17 protein-coding genes are annotated in these 20,608 nt (G+C 46.2%); 3 read left to right on the top strand and 14 right to left on the bottom strand.

What is annotated here, in order from left to right:
- Positions 1 to 447 precede the first annotated feature (447 nt).
- The 6 genes from MHI38_RS21750 to MHI38_RS21725 all read right to left on the bottom strand — a co-directional run bounded on the left by MHI38_RS21750 (position 448) and on the right by MHI38_RS21725 (position 7,295).
- Positions 448 to 1,524: an efflux RND transporter periplasmic adaptor subunit gene (locus tag MHI38_RS21750; RefSeq protein ID WP_186809737.1), complete on the bottom strand. Its 1,077-nt coding sequence runs from the start codon at positions 1,522 to 1,524 to the stop codon at positions 448 to 450.
- A gap of 91 nt (positions 1,525 to 1,615) precedes the next feature.
- Positions 1,616 to 2,986, bottom strand: coding sequence for an ABC transporter permease (locus MHI38_RS21745; protein WP_341181669.1), 1,371 nt, complete (start codon positions 2,984 to 2,986; stop codon positions 1,616 to 1,618).
- Positions 2,987 to 3,011: 25 nt separating this feature from the next.
- Complete coding sequence (locus MHI38_RS21740) at positions 3,012 to 3,707, bottom strand: ABC transporter ATP-binding protein (RefSeq protein ID WP_090917679.1); 696 nt, start codon at positions 3,705 to 3,707, stop codon at positions 3,012 to 3,014.
- A 257-nt stretch (positions 3,708 to 3,964) separates the two neighbouring features.
- On the bottom strand, positions 3,965 to 5,122 hold the full coding sequence (locus MHI38_RS21735; protein ID WP_090917677.1) for a hypothetical protein: 1,158 nt from the start codon (positions 5,120 to 5,122) through the stop codon (positions 3,965 to 3,967).
- Positions 5,119 to 6,585: a sensor histidine kinase gene (locus MHI38_RS21730; RefSeq protein ID WP_154890683.1), complete on the bottom strand. Its 1,467-nt coding sequence runs from the start codon at positions 6,583 to 6,585 to the stop codon at positions 5,119 to 5,121. Before MHI38_RS21730 ends, MHI38_RS21735 begins: the two co-directional genes overlap by 4 nt.
- Entirely contained in the window at positions 6,582 to 7,295 is a 714-nt protein-coding gene (locus MHI38_RS21725; RefSeq protein ID WP_090917674.1) for a response regulator transcription factor, read from the bottom strand. Before MHI38_RS21725 ends, MHI38_RS21730 begins: the two co-directional genes overlap by 4 nt.
- Positions 7,296 to 7,506: 211 nt before the next feature.
- On the opposite strand from MHI38_RS21725, the gene MHI38_RS21720 reads away from it, so the two are divergent.
- Positions 7,507 to 7,983, top strand: coding sequence for an RNA polymerase sigma factor (locus tag MHI38_RS21720; RefSeq protein ID WP_090917672.1), 477 nt, complete (start codon positions 7,507 to 7,509; stop codon positions 7,981 to 7,983).
- 229 nt (positions 7,984 to 8,212) lie between these two features.
- A complete protein-coding gene (locus MHI38_RS21715; protein ID WP_445667242.1) occupies positions 8,213 to 11,011 on the top strand; it encodes a chitinase N-terminal domain-containing protein in 2,799 nt (932 codons plus the stop codon).
- A gap of 125 nt (positions 11,012 to 11,136) precedes the next feature.
- On the opposite strand, the gene MHI38_RS21710 is transcribed toward MHI38_RS21715, so the two are convergent.
- The 6 genes from MHI38_RS21710 to MHI38_RS21685 form a co-directional block, all read right to left on the bottom strand.
- Positions 11,137 to 11,397 carry a hypothetical protein gene (locus tag MHI38_RS21710; protein WP_154890682.1) on the bottom strand — a complete coding sequence of 87 codons (261 nt, stop codon included), beginning with the start codon at positions 11,395 to 11,397 and terminating at the stop codon, positions 11,137 to 11,139.
- A 515-nt stretch (positions 11,398 to 11,912) separates the two neighbouring features.
- Complete coding sequence (locus MHI38_RS21705; RefSeq protein ID WP_341181668.1) at positions 11,913 to 12,536, bottom strand: hypothetical protein; 624 nt, start codon at positions 12,534 to 12,536, stop codon at positions 11,913 to 11,915.
- Positions 12,537 to 12,767: 231 nt separating this feature from the next.
- On the bottom strand, positions 12,768 to 13,580 hold the full coding sequence (gene phnE, locus MHI38_RS21700) for a phosphonate ABC transporter, permease protein PhnE (protein WP_154890680.1): 813 nt from the start codon (positions 13,578 to 13,580) through the stop codon (positions 12,768 to 12,770).
- Positions 13,577 to 14,434: a phosphonate ABC transporter, permease protein PhnE gene (phnE, locus tag MHI38_RS21695; RefSeq protein WP_260510943.1), complete on the bottom strand. Its 858-nt coding sequence runs from the start codon at positions 14,432 to 14,434 to the stop codon at positions 13,577 to 13,579. Before phnE (MHI38_RS21695) ends, phnE (MHI38_RS21700) begins: the two co-directional genes overlap by 4 nt.
- Entirely contained in the window at positions 14,431 to 15,228 is a 798-nt protein-coding gene (phnC, locus tag MHI38_RS21690; RefSeq protein ID WP_090917664.1) for a phosphonate ABC transporter ATP-binding protein, read from the bottom strand. Before phnC ends, phnE (MHI38_RS21695) begins: the two co-directional genes overlap by 4 nt.
- Before the next feature lie 346 nt (positions 15,229 to 15,574).
- Positions 15,575 to 16,561 (bottom strand): phosphate/phosphite/phosphonate ABC transporter substrate-binding protein, encoded by a 987-nt coding sequence (locus tag MHI38_RS21685; protein ID WP_154890679.1) that lies wholly within the window; start codon positions 16,559 to 16,561, stop codon positions 15,575 to 15,577.
- 276 nt (positions 16,562 to 16,837) lie between these two features.
- Between MHI38_RS21685 and MHI38_RS21680 the strand changes: the two genes are divergently transcribed.
- Positions 16,838 to 18,460 (top strand): bifunctional metallophosphatase/5'-nucleotidase, encoded by a 1,623-nt coding sequence (locus MHI38_RS21680; protein WP_154890678.1) that lies wholly within the window; start codon positions 16,838 to 16,840, stop codon positions 18,458 to 18,460.
- A 149-nt stretch (positions 18,461 to 18,609) separates the two neighbouring features.
- Here MHI38_RS21680 and MHI38_RS21675 read toward each other — a convergent pair whose 3' ends face one another.
- On the bottom strand, positions 18,610 to 18,924 hold the full coding sequence (locus MHI38_RS21675; RefSeq protein WP_154890677.1) for a hypothetical protein: 315 nt from the start codon (positions 18,922 to 18,924) through the stop codon (positions 18,610 to 18,612).
- A 119-nt stretch (positions 18,925 to 19,043) separates the two neighbouring features.
- Entirely contained in the window at positions 19,044 to 20,405 is a 1,362-nt protein-coding gene (locus tag MHI38_RS21670; protein ID WP_154890676.1) for an MATE family efflux transporter, read from the bottom strand.
- Positions 20,406 to 20,608 lie beyond the last annotated feature (203 nt).

The following is a 20,608-nucleotide window of genomic DNA, read 5'->3' as shown; positions in this document are numbered from 1 at the left end:
ATGGCACAAAGTGCATGAAAAAATGTGTGGTGTTTCGGTCACCTCCATCATTAAAAGGGCTGAAGTCAAAGAGCAAATAAAAATAAACGTCGGGTGTTTTCAGTAGAATTGCTGTGTGTGAGCTTGTGTGGGGGTTGAATCTTGAGAGTAAACCGTGGTGGAGTAGTTAAATCATCATCTTGGAATTGAAGTGTGAAGAGAACGTTGAATGCGAACTAACTTTGCGTAAGCGCTTTCCATTAAAACTTGAAAAAAAATGTGATCTCGCGTATGACTGCTTGTTCACCTCCTTATAGTGTGATTATACGACATGTAAATATTACTGTAAATTGAATTATATAAATTAAATTATATTTTTTTCCACATAAAAAGAAGGAATTTGCTCCTCTCTGTCGCAATAGAAAAAGCTCATTACGGCACAAAACCGCAATAAGCTTTTACCTCCTTCTATGGAATAACAACAACATCCCCTGGCTTCAATCCACTAACAACCTCGGTTTTATCTCCGGATTCCATGCCTGTCTTAACCGCTTGCTGCTCCGTCTGTCCGTTCCCTTTATCCAGTAGCACGTAAGGTTCGGGCTGATCACGCATAATGGCGAGACTCGATACGGCAGTCACCTTGTCCTTGCGCATCGTTTCAATGTCTCCTTCCAGACTGACACCTCCATACATGCGAGCATCTGGCTTCAGATCGATGACAACATCAAACTGAGAGGCCTGCTTCAGATCGGTATCCGTACTTTTCCGGGCAAATTTGGATACCTTGCTTACTTTTCCGGTAAATTTCAGATCCTTCTGCGCACTCATGCGCACCTGTACCGGCATGCCCTCCTTCAGCTTGAACATCTCTTCCTCACCGACAATAGTATTGAATTTCATTTTGCCCGTGTTCGTGATTGAGCCGATTAACTGCCCTTCCGTAACGGCCCGTGTTTTGTTATCCTGCTCATTCAACTGAAAGATCCCTGTGGTCGTAGCATGCACCACTGCCTTGCTCATAACATCCTGCTTCTTGCGGATCTCCTGCTCTTTGAGAACCAAAGCCTTTTGGCTAAGCTCGTTCGCCAGACGTTTGCTCTCCCGGTCCGCGAATGCTTTTTTACGTTCCTCTTCCGTCACACCTAATGTTTCAGTCATGCCGGCCTGGTCGATGCTGATCTGATTCATCTCCACATCTAACCGTGCTTTGTCCAGGTCACTCTGCATCTGACTGACTTCTGTCTGTAATGCCGACGTATCGAGCGTGAACAAAACATCCCCTTTTTTCACTTGTTCCCCGTTCTTGACATGCCACTGTTTAATATTGGAAGCATACGGTGCAAACACGTCCGTCTGCTCGGTATAGACCGATTTCCCTTTCACTTGGATGGTCTGTGTCATCGTCTCCTGTGTCACATCAAAAGTGATAGGCGGAGGAGTCTCAACGGGCGCTTCCGGCTGGGGTTTGTATTTCTCATATACCCAATACCCTGCACCTGCCATAAGTACAATCGTAGTGATGATGCTGATCCATTTCTTCATGCTTAGTTCCCTTCCACTGAAAAGTTTGAGTCTGTTCATATCTCCAAATGTTCCACGTTCAGCCATGCACGTTAGCCTTTCCGTAGATCCATCACATCGATTTAATCACACTTAGCGCATTGGTTCGCGATGCGCTGATGGCTGGATAGATACCCGATACCACACCGACAAGTACGGCAAAAACAATCCCCAGCGGCAATGCCGATTGCTGAATGATTACTGTCATCGGTCCGCCCGCCTGATCCGCCATCTGACTTGCAAGTAGCTGGTTCACCCCGCCGAGCGCGGCAAAGGCAATCCCCGCCCCAGCCACACCACCAATGAACCCCAGCATGGCTGCCTCCGCAATAAACATCTGACGGATCTGCCACAGGTTGGCGCCAAGCACCTTCATAACCCCGATCTGCTTACGCCGCTGATGCGTGGACATGATCATCGCCACAATAATAGACAGTGAAGCCAGCACCATAATAAAACCGCCAATACCGATGGCTGCTTTCTGGTACATCGCAAGCTGTCCTGCCATGGCCTCTTCCTGAAAAAGATTACTTTGCGTGTTTAACGTCAGCTTTTTGATCTGCTCTTCCACCTGAGCTACATGCCGCTTGTTATCTACCTTCACCAATGCGGAATTGAGACGTTTGAGTGCCGGGCTGTCCGTTTGTTGCAATCCCAGCTCATCCTGCAGAGCACGTGCTGTATCCAGCGGAACATATACTTTTTTGTCATTCTGAGCGCTCATATCATCCATATTGGACGGTTTGGCTAGTTCACCCGATACACGTATCGTTCCACTCATCTTGGTCTTTCTGCCATTCGTAAAATCCTCATACCGAAATTGTATACGTTGCTGCATCAGTTGATCCTGCTTCATCATCATCTCATTGTACTGTTGCAAAAGATCATTGTTATAGGGATCGGAATTCAACTGCTCAAAGAGCTTCTGAGTCACTTTGGAATCGATAAAGCCGTAGGTCGCTCCATAATTCACAATTGCAACTCGGCCATTGCCAGTTCCGCTGCCCTGTGCATATTTGTATCCGAACCCGCTCAACGTCTGCATCTCGGTTCCAATCACTTCCACGTAGGAGCTGCGCCCATCCGGAAGCACCATATCGAGCGCATCCAGTTTCAGCATAGGAGCCACAGCGACAACGTGAGGAAGGCGCTGAATAATCCGAATTTTCTCCATCGTCAGCGCGCCGCGTTCAAACTTACTCTTCGTGCCTCCGCCGCTTCCATTTCCCGTTTTGATTCCCTCGTTCGGGCTGATCGTAATCTCGTCCATCTTGTAGTTATCATTCAACGTTTTCTCGCTGTATGTCTGTACCGACTGCCCCACACTCAGTGCAATAATCATCGCTGCCGAACCGATTGACAGACCGGTCATACAGAGTAATGTGACCACTTTGCGCCGAATGATCTGTCCCCAGGCCATGCGCACTACGTCCCGTATTCTCACTGTTCCTCTCCTTTAACATTAACTCTCATACATGCTGCAACTGGGCAACCTGTTGCTGTTCGACCAATCTCCCCTGCTGTAACGTCAGTACAACCTGCATCTGTTCAGCCACCTCGGCTTCGTGTGTCACAATGACAAAGGTTGTTTTCATCTCTCTGTTCAGTTGCTGCAAAATGGAAAGAATCTCTTCCTCGGTCTCTGTATCCAGATTACCCGTCGGTTCATCTGCAAAGATGACCGAAGGCTCCGTGATGAGCGAGCGGGCGATACTGACCCGTTGCTGCTGACCACCTGATAACTGCGACGGAAAGAGATTCGTCTTATCGCCGAGCCCCACTTGTTCTAGTAGGCGAAGCGCCTTTTCTTTACGTTTGGATGGTCTTATTCCCATAAATACCAGAGGCAACTCTACATTTTCCCGGATCGTCAGATTGGACAACAGCTCGTAGGATTGAAATATAAATCCAATGTGACTACGCCGAAACTCCGCCAGACGATTCTCACTGAAACGCACAATATCCTGTCCTGCGATCCAAATCTTGCCTTGTGTTGGCTTCATCAAACCAGCCATCAGATTCAGCAGTGTGGACTTCCCTGAACCTGAACTACCCAGCAGCGCAACCATCTGCCCCTCTTGAATCGTCAGATTAATATCTTGCAGCACGGGAACATCGCCCTGTGCATTGCGGAAGGCATGGGATACCTGTTCAACTTGAAGCATTCGTGGCTTGTCTTCCTTTCCATTTCCTGATTATGTATTTCTGTGTATCTCACTTTATTATAGTGCGCAGATGTATCGGGGCAGGACGCAGTTGTATCCAACTTGTAACATGTCAACACATATATCCCTGCGGCAGAGCGTACAATGCTTGCCCGCAGGGATATATGTTCTTTCTAATATCTGAATAAAACTAAGGCTGTGGCAGCAAATTCTCTACATGAATCGACCTCTCGCTGGGTAGTGCTCCTGTCATAAACCTACCATGCCTTAAAGCTAAAACGATACAACTCACTCTTGCTGGCGGTGCTGCTTGCCATGAACAGTTCTTCCTCAAACCATTTCAGCTTGATAAAATTGTTGATATTCCGGTAGATCACCGTATCAGAGGACAAGTTCTGATCATTGAGGAAGGCAATATGAAGCTCATTTTTCTGATTTTCCAATGTATTCAGATAAGCAATTCGGGATTCGTCCGCGCTCAGATCAAAATTCCAGAATGTGCCCTTGGCCAGCAAGTTCAGCTTATTTTTTTCCACCTGATATCGATATAGTCCCTGCACCTGATTCACTTCACCCTGAAAGATCATATCCCCATTTTTCAACAGATGGTATTGCTGGATATCCTTCGATCTCAGGTATAAGGACACGTCCGGATTTTTCTCCAGCGACACACGATAGACGGCAAAATCATCCTTGTGCATGACCAGAACATAAGCCTGCTTCATATCCTGACTAATCTCAAAACTGTCAATAACGATGTAATTCTTGCCCGACTTATCCTCATGTGTCTCTACTCCGACTTTCTTCATCATGACCTCATCGGAAAACAGGATCTCTTCTTTGCCCGTTCTCAGATCGGTCTGAATGAAACCACGATCATCATGACTGATGGATGTGTCGTTACTGAGAAACTCCCTGAAATAGGAATGTTCCTTGCCCAGTTTGGTTCGTTCACCACTTTTCATATCGTATATAAAAGCCGTGCGTTGGGCTTGTCCCGAACGATACTGAGCATACATCAGCTTGGTTCGATCCGGGCTCAGTACAACGCCAAAATCCGTGTTGCCACTGATCTCTTTCACCTGGTTATCATCCAGATGCAACTTGAGCAGCCGCAGTCCTGTATACGAACGTTCGGTACTGTTAACAACAATCGTATTCCGATCCCCCATATCAAAATCGTAAATAACAAAATCATTCGGAATTTTAGTCGCTGACTCGATTTGGATTGTACTGCTCGATGGGGGCGCGAGACGACTGTTGAATTGCTCACCAGGCAATATCACAGTACGTGGTTTAAGGTGACTCATGCTGAACAGGCTGCCAATCCCGAATATCCCCCCGACAAAGGCAATGAGTAGCCCGGACAGCATCAGCTTATCGCGATGTTTACGCCAAAAGCCGGTATATTTCATGTGTTTCGATCCCCCGGCAGGCGGATATGGACTTGCGTCCCTTCCCGCATGATGCTTTTCATCTCCACTGTTCCTCCATGACGCTCCACAATGTTTTTCACAATCGACAGCCCCAGGCCGGCGCTGCCTTTTTCGACACGGTTCATGCCCTTATCCTGGTAAAAGGGTTCAAACACATGATTCAGGGCTTCTGCACCGATGCCTTCACCCTGATCTCGAATCATAATGGCAATAGACTGTTCTTCCCGCGAGGACTGCACTTCAATGATCGAATTCACATCACTATACTTGACGGAGTTATCCAGTACGTTCAGGAATACCTCTTTCAGCTTGTCCCGATCCCCCCGTACATATAGCTCTTCTTCAAGTTCATAATGAATGCCGATATTGTATTTGCCTGCCTTGATCGACATGTCCTCACACGCTTCCCGGATAACTTCCGAGACGTCAACCCGTGCAAAACGGTAGTTCTCAATCACTGCCGAAGACACGGACACTTCCAAAATATCCGCAACCATCGTATTCAGACGACGGCTTTCCTTGATGATATAATTCATGCCCTTGTCGAAGAAATCCGGGTCGGTGAATCCATTATCCCGCAAAATCTGCGCATAGCCCAGAATAGTCGTCAGCGGTGTTTTTAATTCATGTGTCACATTGTCAAAAAAAACTTTGCTTCGTGCCTGTACTTGTTTCACTTCGTCCCGTTCTCGCTCAATCACATCAATCTGCTCTCTTACCCGGTCAATCATGACCGTGAAGCTCGCCGCCAGTTCCCCAATCTCATCCTTCGTGGCAATCTGAATATCCGCATTCAGGCTACCTTGAGCCACTTCGGCAGAACGTTTCGTCAGCACACGAATCGGCTGTGTAATTTTCCGGGAAATAAAAATCGAAGCAATGAAAACGAACACAAATATCGTCGCTGCGAACAGCTTAATTGTATCCTGAAAGCGCATATTGCGTCGGTAAAGATCCGTATAATCCTTTTCGAGTTGCACAATGCCGACAAGTTGCTGGTCACTCTGAATCGGAAAAGAAAGGCTTGCGACAACCCGTCCTTGATCCACTTTTGTCGTATAGGCAATGCGGGATTGCATCGCTTCTCTCAAATCCTCTATCTCTGTATGTTTGACCAGTTTCCCTTCACTGGTGCTGGAGCCATACATAGAGGCATCGGGACGATAGAGCGTAATGCTTCCACCCACAGCAGAGCCAATCTGCTCTTTTAATTCCCGGCTGCCTGCCTCCAGCGAATCTTTGCTGATCCGTTTGTTATGGATGAGAAAGTACTGATTCAGGGCGATATCCAGATTTTTTTTGGATTGCACCATATCCTCTCGCACTTCACGATACATATTCTCTTGAGCAACCTTGTTGGACAGAATTAGCAGTGCCGAGAAACCGATAAAAACGATCACCGAGAACAGCACAACCATCTTGAACTGAATCGTCCATTTCATGTCTGCACCTGAATATTCAGCTTGTATCCTACGCCAAATACCGTTTCAATCATCGATATGCCTTGATCGCCGCTGTCCAGCTTTTTGCGAATGCGCTGCACATGGATGTCCACGGTACGCGTATCTCCTGCAAAATCAAATCCCCACACTTTGTCCAGCAGCTCTGAACGTGTATGTACTTTGCGGTGGTGGTTCACGAGAAACAGTAGCAGATCATACTCCTTATTGGTGAGCCCTGCCCGTTCTCCGTCCTTCCACACCTCGCGCTCATCCTTACGGATCTCGATATGTTTGCCTAACCTAACGACTTCGTAAGACTGGTTCTCCAGCGTTTCGCTGATGAGATCGATCCGGCGGAAAATCGCCCGGATGCGGGCAACTACTTCGCGGATATCAAAAGGTTTTGTAATGTAATCGTCAGCCCCCAGCTCCATGCCAAGCACCTTGTCCAGCATATCGGACTTCGCCGTGATCATGATTACCGGGATTTTGGAGTTCACAGACAACTGCCTGCACACATCGAAGCCGCTCATATCGGGCAACATCAGGTCAAGCAGAATCAGATCGGGCCTCGACTCCCGCAGCAGATTCAATCCTTCCCTGCCCGAAGCCGCCTCCTTGATCTCGAACCCTTCTTTGCGAAGCGAATAGGACAATATATCGCGAATGGACTCTTCATCTTCGATGATTAATATCTCTTTTGGTCTCATAATACATTCGTAATCTCCCTGCTCTATGAATTTCATCTGTCTATATTCTGTATCCCAAGCCGACTGCTTGAACAGAGGAAATCAAGAAATGTTACAACTCCGATACAACTCTGAACCTTTTGGAAACAACCTCCCGCTATACTGGCATTAACAGAACGCCAAACGGACCGGAACCAAGGTTTGATCCATATCCAAGGGGGATTCACATCTTATGAACCACACACAGATTAATGATGCTTACATTAACTATAAATCAGAAATCACCAGGTATCTATCCCAAATCGTCAAACAGCCGCAGGATGCGGAAGACTTGGCGCAGGATTGTTTTATCCGTCTCATGAACGTCACTGTCCATATTCCTGAAGACCGAATTCTCTACTATCTTAAGCGCATCGCCCGTAACCTGGCTATGGACAGCTTTCGCAGACGTACCCGGACCTTACGCCGAGACAGCCGGCTGGAAACCCCTGCTCACCATGTTGATACTCCTCAGATGGAGATTAATGAAGGAGTTAACGAAATTGTCTCCCATATCCACAATACCGAACATCGCAAAATTTTGGAGCTGCGCCTGATTCATGGGTATTCAATTAAAGAAACAGCCCAGATGGTGAACCGCAGTGAAGGCATGATCAAATCTTCCGTTTTCCACGCCGTCAATCGTATTCGTGCCAAAGTCATCTCGTAGAGATGGCTTTTTTACGTTGTGTTCCCCTACTCTGTTATCCACCACATTATTATTTCCATTCCTGTAATAACCAATAATCCAAATGACCTATTCATATGCCGAAATACCTAATTTTACAAAGTTCGATCTAATTTTTACAATTTGTTATGACTATGTGAGATTTTCATGTGGTAGAATATGGACGAACTCATGAATCAACTAATATTTGGGAGGGATTTGGTTGGGTAAAATGAAACGTTTGCGGGGAGTTTGGTTAAAATCACTCCTGGCATTATCCATGGCTTTGCCACTTCAGATCGGATTATGGAACGGAGATGCTTCGGTTCATGCGGAAGGACCGACAGACCCGGCACCATTCATTCAAGCCAAGGTCGTTAACCAGAATGCTGGTAAGAAAGTGCTGTTCGACAATTCGCACGGTCAGACTGCCGGAGCAGCCGATTGGGTTATAGATGGTGGCTTCTCGGATTTCGGTAATGCTCTGGCGAACGACGGTTATTATGTGAAAGAACTGCGCAAAACGACACCTTTTACCTATGATGATCTGAAAGAATACAACGTATTTGTCATTGCAGAACCTCAAATTCCTTTCAAAACGTCTGAACAGGCGGCATTGAAACAATATGTTGAATCCGGCGGGAGCATTTTCTTCATTGGAGATCACTACAATGCCGACCGTAACAAAAATCGCTGGGATGGCTCTGAAGTCATTAACGGCTATCGCCGCGGTGCATATGAAGATCCAACCAAAGGCATGAGCACAGATGAGCGCAATTCAGCAGCCATGCAAGATGTAACCAGCACGGACTGGTTGTCCGATAACTTCGGCGTACGTTTCCGTTATAACGCACTCGGGGATCTTAACGCCAATATCATCGTGCCAGCGAATCAGGCATTCGGCATTACCGAAGGCGTATCTGCGGTAGCGATGCACGCAGGCTCCACGCTGGCAATCACAGACCCGGAGAAAGCCAAAGGTATTGTGTACTTGCCAAAAACCAATGCCAAATGGAATAACGCCGTTGACCAAGGTGTATATAACGGTGGCGGTATCGAAGAAGGTCCATATGTGGCTGTATCCAAACTGGGTGCAGGTAAAGCGGCCTTCATCGGTGACTCTTCCCCGGTGGAAGATGCATCCCCGAAATATTTGCGCGAAGAAACAGGCACACGCAAAACAACATATGACGGCTTCAAAGAAGTCGATGATGCTGTATTACTCGTGAATACGGTAAACTGGCTGGCGACACAAGAAAACTATACTAAGCTGTCCGAAGTAAACGGCCTTACATTGGATACGGCTACAGCGCTGTTACCATTCGAGGAGCCAGCGGCTTCCACTGAACCGCAAGCTGAACCTTGGGCTGCACCTGCGGCCGGATACAAGTGGTATGATCGTTCCACGTTCAAGCCAGGCTCTTATGGCGGCCCTGCATCCAGTGCTAACGCAGCGTACAGCTTCGTGAAGCAAGATACATTGCCGAATGCCGAAGACTTCCAGATTCGTGTGGTTGTAGAAAATATGGCTCCAAACACTACCGTTTCCGGTTACAGTGCCGGTATTTATCTGACAGGCGGAACACAGGTAGCTATGATCCAGAATGATAGCGGAACATGGCCAACTTCATACGGATACAGCTCGGCGTTTAGCGTAACGTCGGACAGCAAAGGACGCGGGATCAAAGATCTGAATGTACGCATCAAGCCCGGTACGAATGGTAACGCCAGCTTACGTCTGCGTCAGAACGGTAGCAACCTGATTACCAGTGCGGTGAGTATCGCTAACGTACCTGCACAGCCACTACCAGAAGAACAAGGTCCAATTCCAGCAACCATTAGCGTAGCCGAAGCACGCACCAAAGCGGCTGGCACTACAGTTACTGTTGAAGGTGTTGTCACAACGAAACCAGGTTCTTTCGGTGGACAAGCCTTCTATCTTCAGGATGATACAGCCGGAATCTACGTGTTCCAGCACACGAGCGGATTCGATGTAGGTGACAAAGTGAAAGTGACTGCACCCACAACGATCTACAACAGCGAGTTCGAGTTAACCGATGTGGTTGCGATTGAGAAAACAGGAACGGCTTCTGTGCCGGCTCCAGCGCTGGTTACAGCCATCAATGATGCGAATCAAGGTCAACTCGTTCAATTGAAAAATGTAACGGTCCAGAACATCATCAGCGCTACACCTGCCGGTTCATTTGAATTCGATGCGGTAGCTGCGGACGGGACAAGCACACATGTGCGTGTGGATACACGTACTGGTGTGAGCGAAACGACTTTCCCTTATGTTGCTGGTGACAAGATTGATATCACAGGTGTGTCTGCCATTTTCAAAGATGTCTATCAATTAAAACCAAGAAGCTTGGATGACATTGTAGCTTCGGAAGAACAAGGTGGAGGCGAAAACCCTTCTACTCCAGCCGAAGGAGCGCCGGGCAAACCGGTGCTTTCTTCCGATAACGGACATACCACCGGGCTGTCTGATGGTTCATTCAACGTTAGCATGAATCTGTGGTGGGGTGAAAATGCCACCGAGTACAAGCTGTATGAGAACGGTGTCCTTGTGGATACGCAAAAGTTAACAGCAACTTCCCCTTCTTCACAGTTTGCTAAAACGGCGATTAAAGACAAAGTGAACGGAACCTATACGTATGTTGCCGAGCTGATCAACGACAAAGGTGCTACTCGCAGTGACGAGTTAACGGTTCTCATTGCGAACGCGGCTCCAGGTAAAGCCGTATTGTCTCAAAACAACTGGGACGGCGATGGTAACTACACCGTAACGATGAACCTCTGGTGGGGTACTAACGCAACCGAGTATCGTCTTTATGAAAATGATGTACTGATCGATACGCAAGCGTTGAACGCTGCTACACCATCTGCTCAAACGGCGAAAACGGAGCTGAGCGGTCGTGCGAACGGAACATACACGTATCGCGCGGAACTGATCAATGTCGCTGGCGTAACTAACACGGAAACCGTCACGGTACAAGTCAGCAAAGCAGCTTTGCCTTTGGCGAGCTAGTCTAGTAGTAAGCAAGCTTAAAAGCAATAACGAAAAACCGAAACCAGTCCGGCGGCCAGAAACAGGCGGCGGTGGTTTCGGTTTTTTTGTAGTTTTTTTAGGTCTTTTTCGTTTTTTGAATCAGCTCATCTGAGGCGTGGATTTTCATAACCGTCCCTTACAAAAAGAATACTGTTCCACACCGCACAATAAGCCGCAAAGGCCAAGATACCAATGACAAAAATAAGGTTCATCTGCGTAAATGAAGCGCCGCTACCTATAAAAATAATAAGAATCGCACTGAGTCCGATATTTTCCCGGTTATGCTTTTTAAACTTCTGAAAGATCATTCGGTACAGCAATATAAGCACCATAAAGACGATCCATATCAAATAAAATGTTTCCATAGCATAGTTACCTCCTTGCAAAAAGGTCGACTTTAACGTTAAAAGTTAACGTGTCGAGCCATATATCCAACATCATTATGTACGTTCCAACTTGTCCAGCGGCTATATTCAACAGGCAACACCGACACGATCTATCACTCTCGCCACTACTGCAATTGTAACACAGATAACATTCTAATTTTACCAATATATCTAATTTCTAAGAATTAATAAACCACATAAACCCAAGTATCCAGGATGCAATAGACAGATACACGATAATTGTAATGAACACATTTTCTTTTTTTCGCTTAAGGAAATACACCACAACAACAAATGGGAACAGCGTTAGCACCATGTTCAGTACAATACGAGTCTTCCAGCAATACTCAAAATCCCGGTTAGAATCAACAAAATAATCAGTATAATAACCTACGCCCTTTAATTAGAGCATCGGTATCTTATACGGATAAACGAATGATAACTAGAAATTCTTGCGATCGGGAAAAAAATATGTAGAGTTAATTCCGACCCATCTACCTACAATAAGACTCATTTGTACAATATATTTCTTTTCCCCTGTCAATTACAACTGTTGCATAATTATCTTCCGCTTGTCCCCTAAAAGTTAGCTTAACATCCGTCTCAAATGTTGTATTAACAAATGGCTTTACCTCGTTTTTTTCTATATCTCCTTCTTGTATTTTTCTCATATAAACAACGGTTCGTATGACTTCGTGATCGGTCCGGCCTTCACTTTCTTTCTGGTCTATGACAAAAGGCAAGTGTTGTTCATCAATAATGTGCTGCACTTGACTTTGAATCTCCGATTGGACATGTTTCGAAGGCGTTCTAAAAAAGTCGAATACTGCACTTTGATATGGTATTAATATAAAACTCATTACAAAAGATGCTACAAAAGAAACGATTATTGTTTTTTTTATTGCATGCTGCTGCTTCTTGTTAAGAACATATACCGCGACAACAAACGGCAGAAGAATTAAGGCAAGCTTGAGAAGAGTCTCGCTTTTAGGCGGACCAATGAAAATACGAAATCCACCATCGTCTATAGATAAAAGCAGTATAAACAAAAAATAGGCAAAAACTCCCCCTCCTCCAATACTCAATATCGATGCAATAATAGGAAAAATAATTCTCAAAATGAAATTCACCTCCTTCTCATATTAAAATCGGAATAACTTACAAATAATTGAATATAGAATTAAGCAAATTGTACAACTATTTTTACAAAAAATTTCAAGTGAAAAATTAGGCAACTACCAATATATCGCTAGATTTAGAGCCTGTTTATTTTAAATCAAAAAAAAACTACCTCCTGCCGTATCATCCAGCAAAAGATAGTCCTTCTCTCTACCGCTTCATTCCGTCACCTACACCAGCTTCTTCCGAATATACCCCGAGATCAGGTCAATAATCGTGATCATCACGATAATGCCGAGCAGGATAATGCCGACACGCGGCCAGTTGCGTGTGCTGAGTGCAAAGATCAGCGGTGTTCCGATACCGCCTGCGCCGATCACACCGAGGATCGTGGCAGAACGAACATTAATTTCGAACCGATACAACGTATAGTTCAGGAATCCCGGGATAACCTGCGGCAAGATGGCAAACCATAGCTGCTGCATCCGGGTCGCTCCAGAAGCCAGTAACGCTTCGGACGGGCCGTAGTCAATATTTTCAACCTCGTCCGCGTACAGTTTACCCAGCATCCCGATCGAGTGAAGTCCAAGGGCTAACACCCCTGCGAATGATCCGGGACCTACGGCCTTAATGAACAAGAGGGCCATAATAATCTCGGGAAACGTACGGATGAAACTAAGCATCATTTTACCCGCACCCGAGATCGCCCGATGTCCACTCATATTCCGTGCAGACCAGAAAGCGAACGGGATACAGAGCACAGCGGAGATCACAGTACCCAGCACAGAAATCGCCAGAGTATCCAGCAGTCCGCGCAGCAAATCCTCGCCTTCCGGCAAATAAACGAAATTCCAGTCGGGCGAGAAAATACCCGCAATAATAGCTTTCATGATCTGTCCGGCGGTTTCCTTGAATCCGGTAAAGGGTACGCCCGCAAGCGCCCATGCATAGACCAGAATTAACAGCAGAATGATAAGCCAGCGCAGCGGATTTTTCCGTGGTTTGGGTCTTGGCCGAATACGGCTCGCTTCATTTTTCATCATAACAATTTCTCCCGCAGCTTAGTGCTCACATAGTCGATAATCAGAACGATGGCTAGTGTGAAAATAATAATGGTATTCGTCTTGTCATACTCCAGGAATCCAAGTGTCGCTTCGTAATAAAGTCCGATACCACCCGCTCCGACGAGTCCAAGGATGGCGGCGGCACGTACGTTAATTTCGAAGGCATACAGCACATAAGACGTGAACTGGGCTGCCAGTTGCGGAACGACACCATAGACAATAAGCTGAATACGGTTCATGCCCACAGCGGTCATCGCTTCAAGCGGCCCTTTATCGATCGTCTCCAGCGTTTCATAGGTGAGCTTGGCGATCAGACCTACCGAGAATACAGCCAGTGCGAGAATACCCGGAACCGGCCCCAGTCCAAATACAGCAACGAACAACGCTGCCAGTAGCAAGTCAGGAACCGTACGAATCAGATTTAATAGAAAGCGTGCCGGATAATAGATCCAGCGGCTCGGCGCCAAATTACCTGCACAGATGATGGAAATAGGAATAGCAATGATTGCACCGATGGTTGTCCCGAGCAAAGCCATACGGATCGTCTCCAGCATGCCCTGTACGATATTGTCAAAATAACTCCAGCGCGGCGGAAACATCTCCTTCAGCAGCTTCCACATCTCCGGGCCACCCGTGAACAGTTCTGCAAAGCTCGCATCCGTCTGCTTGGCGCTCGCCCACAAGAGTAGCACAATGATGACTAGCGTCAGTAGATGTTTGGTCTTCCCCGGTGGTTTGGGGCGATTCACGATCTGCTTCGGGCTTGAGCCAGGTTCCTTGCCTGCACCTGAGCGCCCTTCATGTTCAAGTGAAACGTTGGATTGTCCTTTCATACCAGCACTTCTCCCTGCTCATGCACAGCCTGCTTGTCCAACAACTCATCCGCCAGAATCGGTCTGCCGTAAATTTCAGCAAAACGCTCATCCGTCGCTTCTTCCACCGGACCATCAAATACAACCTCTCCTGCCCGCAAACCAACAATACGTGTCGCATATTCTCTCGCCAGATCAATAAAGTGCAAATTAACAATCGTGGTAATGCCGAGATCCTGATTAATCCGTTTGAGGTCATCCATGACCTGTTTCGTTGTCAACGGATCGAGTGAAGCCACCGGTTCATCGGCCAAAATAATTTTGGCTTCCTGAGCGAGTACACGGGCAATCGCCACACGCTGCTGTTGTCCACCAGACAACTGATCTGCACGAGAGTAAGCCTTCTCCGAGATATTCACCCGATCCAATGCATCAAAGGCCAGTTCTACATCCTCTTTCGGAAAACGACCCAAAATGGTACGAAGTGTGGAATGGTACCCCACCCGACCAGCCAGTACATTGCGCAACACGCTGGATCGTTTCACCAGATTGAAGCTCTGGAAGATCATGCCGATATCCCGGCGGATCAGACGCAGGCGTTTGCCTTGTGCCTTGGTAATGGAGCTACCGTTAATCAAAATCTCACCTTCACTAATATCATGCAGCCGGTTGATCGACCGCAGCAACGTGGATTTGCCTGCACCAGACAAACCGACTACCGCGATGAATTCTCCCTGCTTAAATTTCAAATTTATGTTATTGAGGCCTTTCGTGCCGTTTGCATACGTTTTGGTCACGTTGTGAAGCTCAATCATCGCGTTAATCCTTCTTTCATCCATAATATTTATCGATATAAGTTGAACTAAAGGATGATTTACACAGGCACTTCGATGACAGAATAACCTTACAATCGCTGTTATCCCCAGATTTTTTTGATCCCCTTTTCTAAAAGGGTAAAATCCGGTGATAAAGGCGAACGCTCCGCTTTTCCAGGTTTTTTCTGCCCTCTCCGTTGTTGTGTAAATTAAAAGTTCAACATATATCGTTTCCGCTGTTCCCTAGCAGAAACTTATAATAACGGCACAAGCCAGAACAGCGTCAATTACGCTGAACTGGCCTGTTCACTGTGCAAAGTCACGAATGGCTTGTTGGAACGAAAAACTACTCGGTTTTCACTTTCTCGTTATACTGGCGAACGATATCGAACTTGCTGTCATCGGACTCCACATAACCTTCGTGCGTGTAGATTTCTTTGATGATCTTGTGGCCTTCTGTATCTTTACCGATATCGATGAAGGCTTGTTTGATCTTCGCTGTCCAATCTGCGTTCATGTCGGTACGAACGGCGATCGTATCGTTAGGAATAGGCTCAGTGAAAGCAAGTACTCGTGTATCTTTGAACACATTCGGGTAGTCTTTGGAAACCGTGTTACGGGCATCCTGGAAAATAGCTGCTGCATCTACGTCACCGTTCAATACGGCAAGAACAGCTTGGTCATGGCCTTTAACGGTTACAGGCTGTACATCTTTGAGCGGATCAATGCCGCGATCCAGCAACAAGGCTGCAGGCCATACATAACCAGCGGAAGACGTTACGTTCTGATAAGCCATTTTCTTACCTTTCAGATCCTCAACCGATTGGATCGGAGAGTCTTTTTTGACAATAATCATCGATTTATACGAATCTGCCAGTTGCTCTGTCGGAGCGCCAGTCTCATCATTCACACCAAAACGCTGTGCTTGCAAAATGACTTGTGCTGCTCCTTTTTCTTTCGCAAGTACATAAGCCGTCGGAGGCAGGAAACCTACATCTACTTTTTTGGAAGCCATCGCTTCGATAATCGTGTTGTAGTCCGTGGATACGCTGACTTTCACCGGGATACCCAGCTTGTCGCCAAGCAGTTTTTCCAGCGGTTTTGCTTTTGCTTCAAGGGTGTCTGCATTCTGTGAAGGAACGAATTGCACTGTCAGTTCCGTAGGTACATAACCTTCAGCGGTTTTGTCTTTCTCTGCTGTTTCGGTTGATGTGCCGGACGCGCTTGAATTGGCTTCAGCGCCATTTGACGAATTGGATGTAGCATTAGACCCACATGCACTCAGGAACAGTACCAAAATCAACAATGGTAAAAATAAAGCAGACTTCTTCAATCGAACACCCTCCAAAAGTTTTTCTGATTTTCAATACTTGTCTACTATAATTGGCAAATATTTGCGTGATGTGAAACGAAATTTGGAGTTTTGTAAAGTTTCTTGGCAGGCTGTCAACGTGACATTCTTCTGTTAAAATAGGCTCATTATCGTCGATGAATTCGGAGAAATTACGCTTGGATTAAGGCTTAACATCCGTTATTCAGGCTAGTTTTTCTGCTTCTTTCTACGGTTTATGCCATATATCTAAACTTATATATTAGAGGAGATTGTAAAATGACACGCATTCCCCCTACGACAAACTTCGATATCTTGTTCACAAGTGACCTTCACGGGGCGATTCGCCCGGTCCATTACAATACCAACGCATATCGTCATGCCGGTCTTGCTTTGCTGGCTTCCCTGATTCGGCAGGAACGTGAACGTTCGCCTGAATTACTGTTAATCGATAACGGAGACTTGCTGCAAGGCTCCCCTCTGGCTTCTTATGCAGCTTCTCATGCACCCAAAGCGCAGGCACATCCTTTTATTCACGTCTTAAATGAGCTTGGATACGATGCCGCAGTGATGGGAAACCATGAGTTTAACTATGGCCAGGAATTGTTACGCAGTGCGGTGGAAGGTTCCTCCTTTCCTTGGCTGTCTGCCAATATTGCAGAACTGCCGCTTGCTCCTGAAGGAGCAGGTATTCCGGCTTTTGGCGAACCGTATCTGATCAAGACGCTCTCGACTGGTGTAAAAATCGCCTTGCTCGGTGCAACCACCCATTACATCCCCAACTGGGAGCATCCGAAAAATATTGAAGGGCTGCATTTCATGAATGCGATGGATACGATTCGTACTTGGGTGAAGTACATTCGGGAACATGAACAACCCGACGTACTGGTGGTCAGTTATCATGGGGGATTCGAGTGTGATCTGGAGACGGGTGAACCCGCGGAGCGCTTAACGGGGGAAAATCAGGCATATGCCATCTGCCGAGAGATTGATGGCATTGACATACTACTGACGGGTCATCAGCATCGCCAATTGACCGGCGAAATCCATGGAGTAACTGTAATTCAACCAGGGTTTAATGGCAGTGGATTAGGTCAAGTGTCTGTGCAACTTCAGCAATCGCCGGACACGGGCAAATGGGTGGTAACGGAGAAAAAAGCGAAGTTGCTGTTGCTTGAGGATTACCCTGATCTAAGGCCTGATCCTGCTGTAATGAAGCTAACTAATGAGCTGGAAGCTTCGGCACAAACTTGGCTCGATCAGCCGATTGGCGAAGTAGACGGGGACGGGGATTTATCGATATCCAGTGCCACACAGTTGCGGCTTCAGGCGCATCCTTTTATTGATTTTGTACACCAGGTTCAGATGGAAGCGACAGGGGCACAGCTCTCCAATACCGCAATGCTTAGTGAAGAAGCCCGCGGATTCGGCCACCAGATTACAGTGCGTGATGTCTTGTCCAACTTCATTTACCCTAATACCCTGACTGTGCTCGAACTGAGCGGCAAGGATATTCGGGATGCTCTGGAGCAGACTGCACGTTACTTCGAACTGAACGTATCGGGGGAAGTCATCGTAAATCCGGCGTATATGCAGCCCAAACCTCAACACTACAATTACGACATGTGGGCTGGCATCGAATACGAACTGAACATCTCCAAGCCTGTAGGCAGCCGTGTCGTGAAACTGGAACGTGATGGAAAACAGCTGGAGATGGATGGTACATACTCCGTCGTGATGAACAGTTACCGCGCGGCAGGCGGTGGAGATTATGCGATGTATCCAGGCAAAAAGGTGCTACACGAAGGCGCCACGGACATGGCTGCACTAGTAGAAGATTTCATTCGCAGGAATCAGCCATTACAAGTTCGGGAAGTGCATAACTGGAAGGTCACCAACTGAAGTTTGGATTGTGGAAAACGAAAAATGAACAAGTACATGAATTAAACGAGTACGTGAAAAAGGACGGAGCCGGCTTTATCCGGTTTCGCCCTTTTTACTTTTTATGGAACGAAGACTATGGAATCACTGGTAGGATCAACATTGTTCTATTAAAACAATGAATCCGAGAGAAGCAGTACAATGAGAAAAGCCCCTAACCAGACCAGAAACAAATTTGCAGTTGCGACAGCCCACTTGCTTTTGCCCGAATGATAGAACGCCCAGCATACGAAGGAAAATAATACACCCATGGGATACGTAGCCATAAGGATTGCTGCTATCGTATCTAACAATGGGTGGTCACCAGACTCCCGATAGCCATAAAAAAACAAACTAATCATCAGTGCATACGGATAGGCTACAAGCGTTAATCCATAAATAATATTGAAGAATATAAGCCGATATGCAAGTTTGGGATTTTTCAAAACAGATGGACAACCTCCTTGTGAACAATAAACTCATTTCAGTATATCCACCTGTTCCTATCACGTCATGGTATATTTTACCATTAAAAGCATTAGTATATATCCATGTACATCTCCTTTCAAACAGCAACCTGTTTGTGCATTCTATTCACGCGTCTGTAGTGGTAAGCAAACAGGATGAGTCCCAGCGCACTTGTAATGATCTCCGTTACTGTCATAGACCAGATGATACCTGTAAGGCCATAGAATTTATGGAATACGATAATTACCGGAATAAACAGTGTACCCTGGCATATCGCCATGACATTGGTTGGTATGCCTTCTCCTGCCGCTTTGAAAATGCCTGTAAACAGTCCTGTTAATCCAGTGAACAGAGCAGAGATCAACATCGCTACCAGAATTGAACTTCCCGCCTCCAGTACGGCTACATCCGAAGAGAACAACCGAATGACAGGTTCCTTGAACATATATACAACGCCTATAAACAGAACACCAATACCGACGATATATAGCGAGGCCTGTTTATACGTGGCTTTTAAACGACCAAACTTCTTACTCGCGAAACTGTGTGCCACCAGTGGGATAATCCCCATAAAGATCCCCATTGCAAGAAACTCGGGAAGCTGTACAACCCGTAAAGCAATACCGAATCCCGCGACTACGTTTTCTCCATAGATCATGGCATAATGGTTCAGTAGTAGTGTAGATACAATTAGAAAAGAGGTCTGTAGCAACTCGGAAACTCCGATTTTGAATACTTCCATCTGGTCTTTGACCTGAAGTTTCCAATGTCCCAGAAACCCTCTCAAATTCTCGCTGCGGCGGGACAAAAACCAAACATAATAGGCCGCGGAACATGCATTGGCTAATACAATGGATAAGGCGGCTCCAATCACATGCCAATTCAATATCAGAATCAACAGCACATCCAGAACGATGCTGGCTGCAATACTGATAAACATACCGATCATAGATTCTTTGGATGCGCCTTCCGAGCGAACCAGCTGTTCCAGTGTAAAATTGAGAATAACGATAGCCCCGCCTGCCAAAAGTGTAATGGCATATTGACTGGTGTATTCATATACAGCCTGATCCGCTCCCAGTCCCTGAACAATGGGTGAGGTGAATAACCAGGCAATCAGGGCAATGAGCAAACCAATACCCAAGCTGGAATAAAAGGAATACCCTGCAACTCGTTTCGCTTTTTCCTGCTCCCCTGTTGCCGCTAAACGTGTAATGAATGTGCCACCTCCGACCCCGAACATATTGCCAAAAGCCATTAATACCGTAAAGATCGGCAGTCCCAGCGTAATGGCGCTAAACATGCCCGTATCATGAACCAGACCGATAAAAAACGCGTTGATGAGGTTGTACAATGTCCCCGCAGACATACCAAGCATCATCGGAATGGACAGATGCATAATCGATTTGTGGACAGGCGCTTTGTCCAGATAATAGGAGTTTGAATGTTTTTCTTTCATGGTAACTTCCACCTTTCTTAACCCTTTAACAATTAGAGTTCTAAGTATTTGTTTAAAAAAATACGAATCGAAGTTCATAATATTCTGCAAAGAAATATACAGCTTGATGCATTTACGTTCATAATTACATTTACAACTACAGCCACAATAACAGCTACATTTACAACTTGATTAATAGAACATTAATAGTTTGAATTCTAAGT

This window comes from Paenibacillus sp. FSL K6-1558, from assembly GCF_038002565.1.
Lineage (GTDB): Bacteria > Bacillota > Bacilli > Paenibacillales > Paenibacillaceae > Paenibacillus > Paenibacillus polysaccharolyticus.
This window is presented reverse-complemented; position numbering and strand designations above follow the sequence as displayed.

Excerpts from the sequence above, each read along its gene's own strand:
- MHI38_RS21725 (WP_090917674.1), bottom strand. The coding sequence starts at position 7,295 with ATGAGACCAAAAGAGATATTAATCATCGAAGATGAAGAGTCCATTCGC.
- phnC (WP_090917664.1), bottom strand. The coding sequence starts at position 15,228 with ATGATTGAGCTTCACAACGTGACCAAAACGTATGCAAACGGCACGAAA.
- MHI38_RS21710 (WP_154890682.1), bottom strand. The coding sequence starts at position 11,397 with ATGGAAACATTTTATTTGATATGGATCGTCTTTATGGTGCTTATATTG.
- MHI38_RS21735 (WP_090917677.1), bottom strand. The coding sequence starts at position 5,122 with ATGAAATATACCGGCTTTTGGCGTAAACATCGCGATAAGCTGATGCTG.
- MHI38_RS21740 (WP_090917679.1), bottom strand. The coding sequence starts at position 3,707 with ATGCTTCAAGTTGAACAGGTATCCCATGCCTTCCGCAATGCACAGGGC.
- MHI38_RS21670 (WP_154890676.1), bottom strand. The coding sequence starts at position 20,405 with ATGAAAGAAAAACATTCAAACTCCTATTATCTGGACAAAGCGCCTGTC.
- phnE (WP_260510943.1), bottom strand. The coding sequence starts at position 14,434 with ATGAAAGGACAATCCAACGTTTCACTTGAACATGAAGGGCGCTCAGGT.
- MHI38_RS21720 (WP_090917672.1), top strand. The coding sequence starts at position 7,507 with ATGAACCACACACAGATTAATGATGCTTACATTAACTATAAATCAGAA.
- MHI38_RS21715 (WP_445667242.1), top strand. The coding sequence starts at position 8,213 with ATGAAACGTTTGCGGGGAGTTTGGTTAAAATCACTCCTGGCATTATCC.
- MHI38_RS21750 (WP_186809737.1), bottom strand. The coding sequence starts at position 1,524 with ATGAAGAAATGGATCAGCATCATCACTACGATTGTACTTATGGCAGGT.
- MHI38_RS21680 (WP_154890678.1), top strand. The coding sequence starts at position 16,838 with ATGACACGCATTCCCCCTACGACAAACTTCGATATCTTGTTCACAAGT.
- phnE (WP_154890680.1), bottom strand. The coding sequence starts at position 13,580 with ATGATGAAAAATGAAGCGAGCCGTATTCGGCCAAGACCCAAACCACGG.
- MHI38_RS21730 (WP_154890683.1), bottom strand. The coding sequence starts at position 6,585 with ATGAAATGGACGATTCAGTTCAAGATGGTTGTGCTGTTCTCGGTGATC.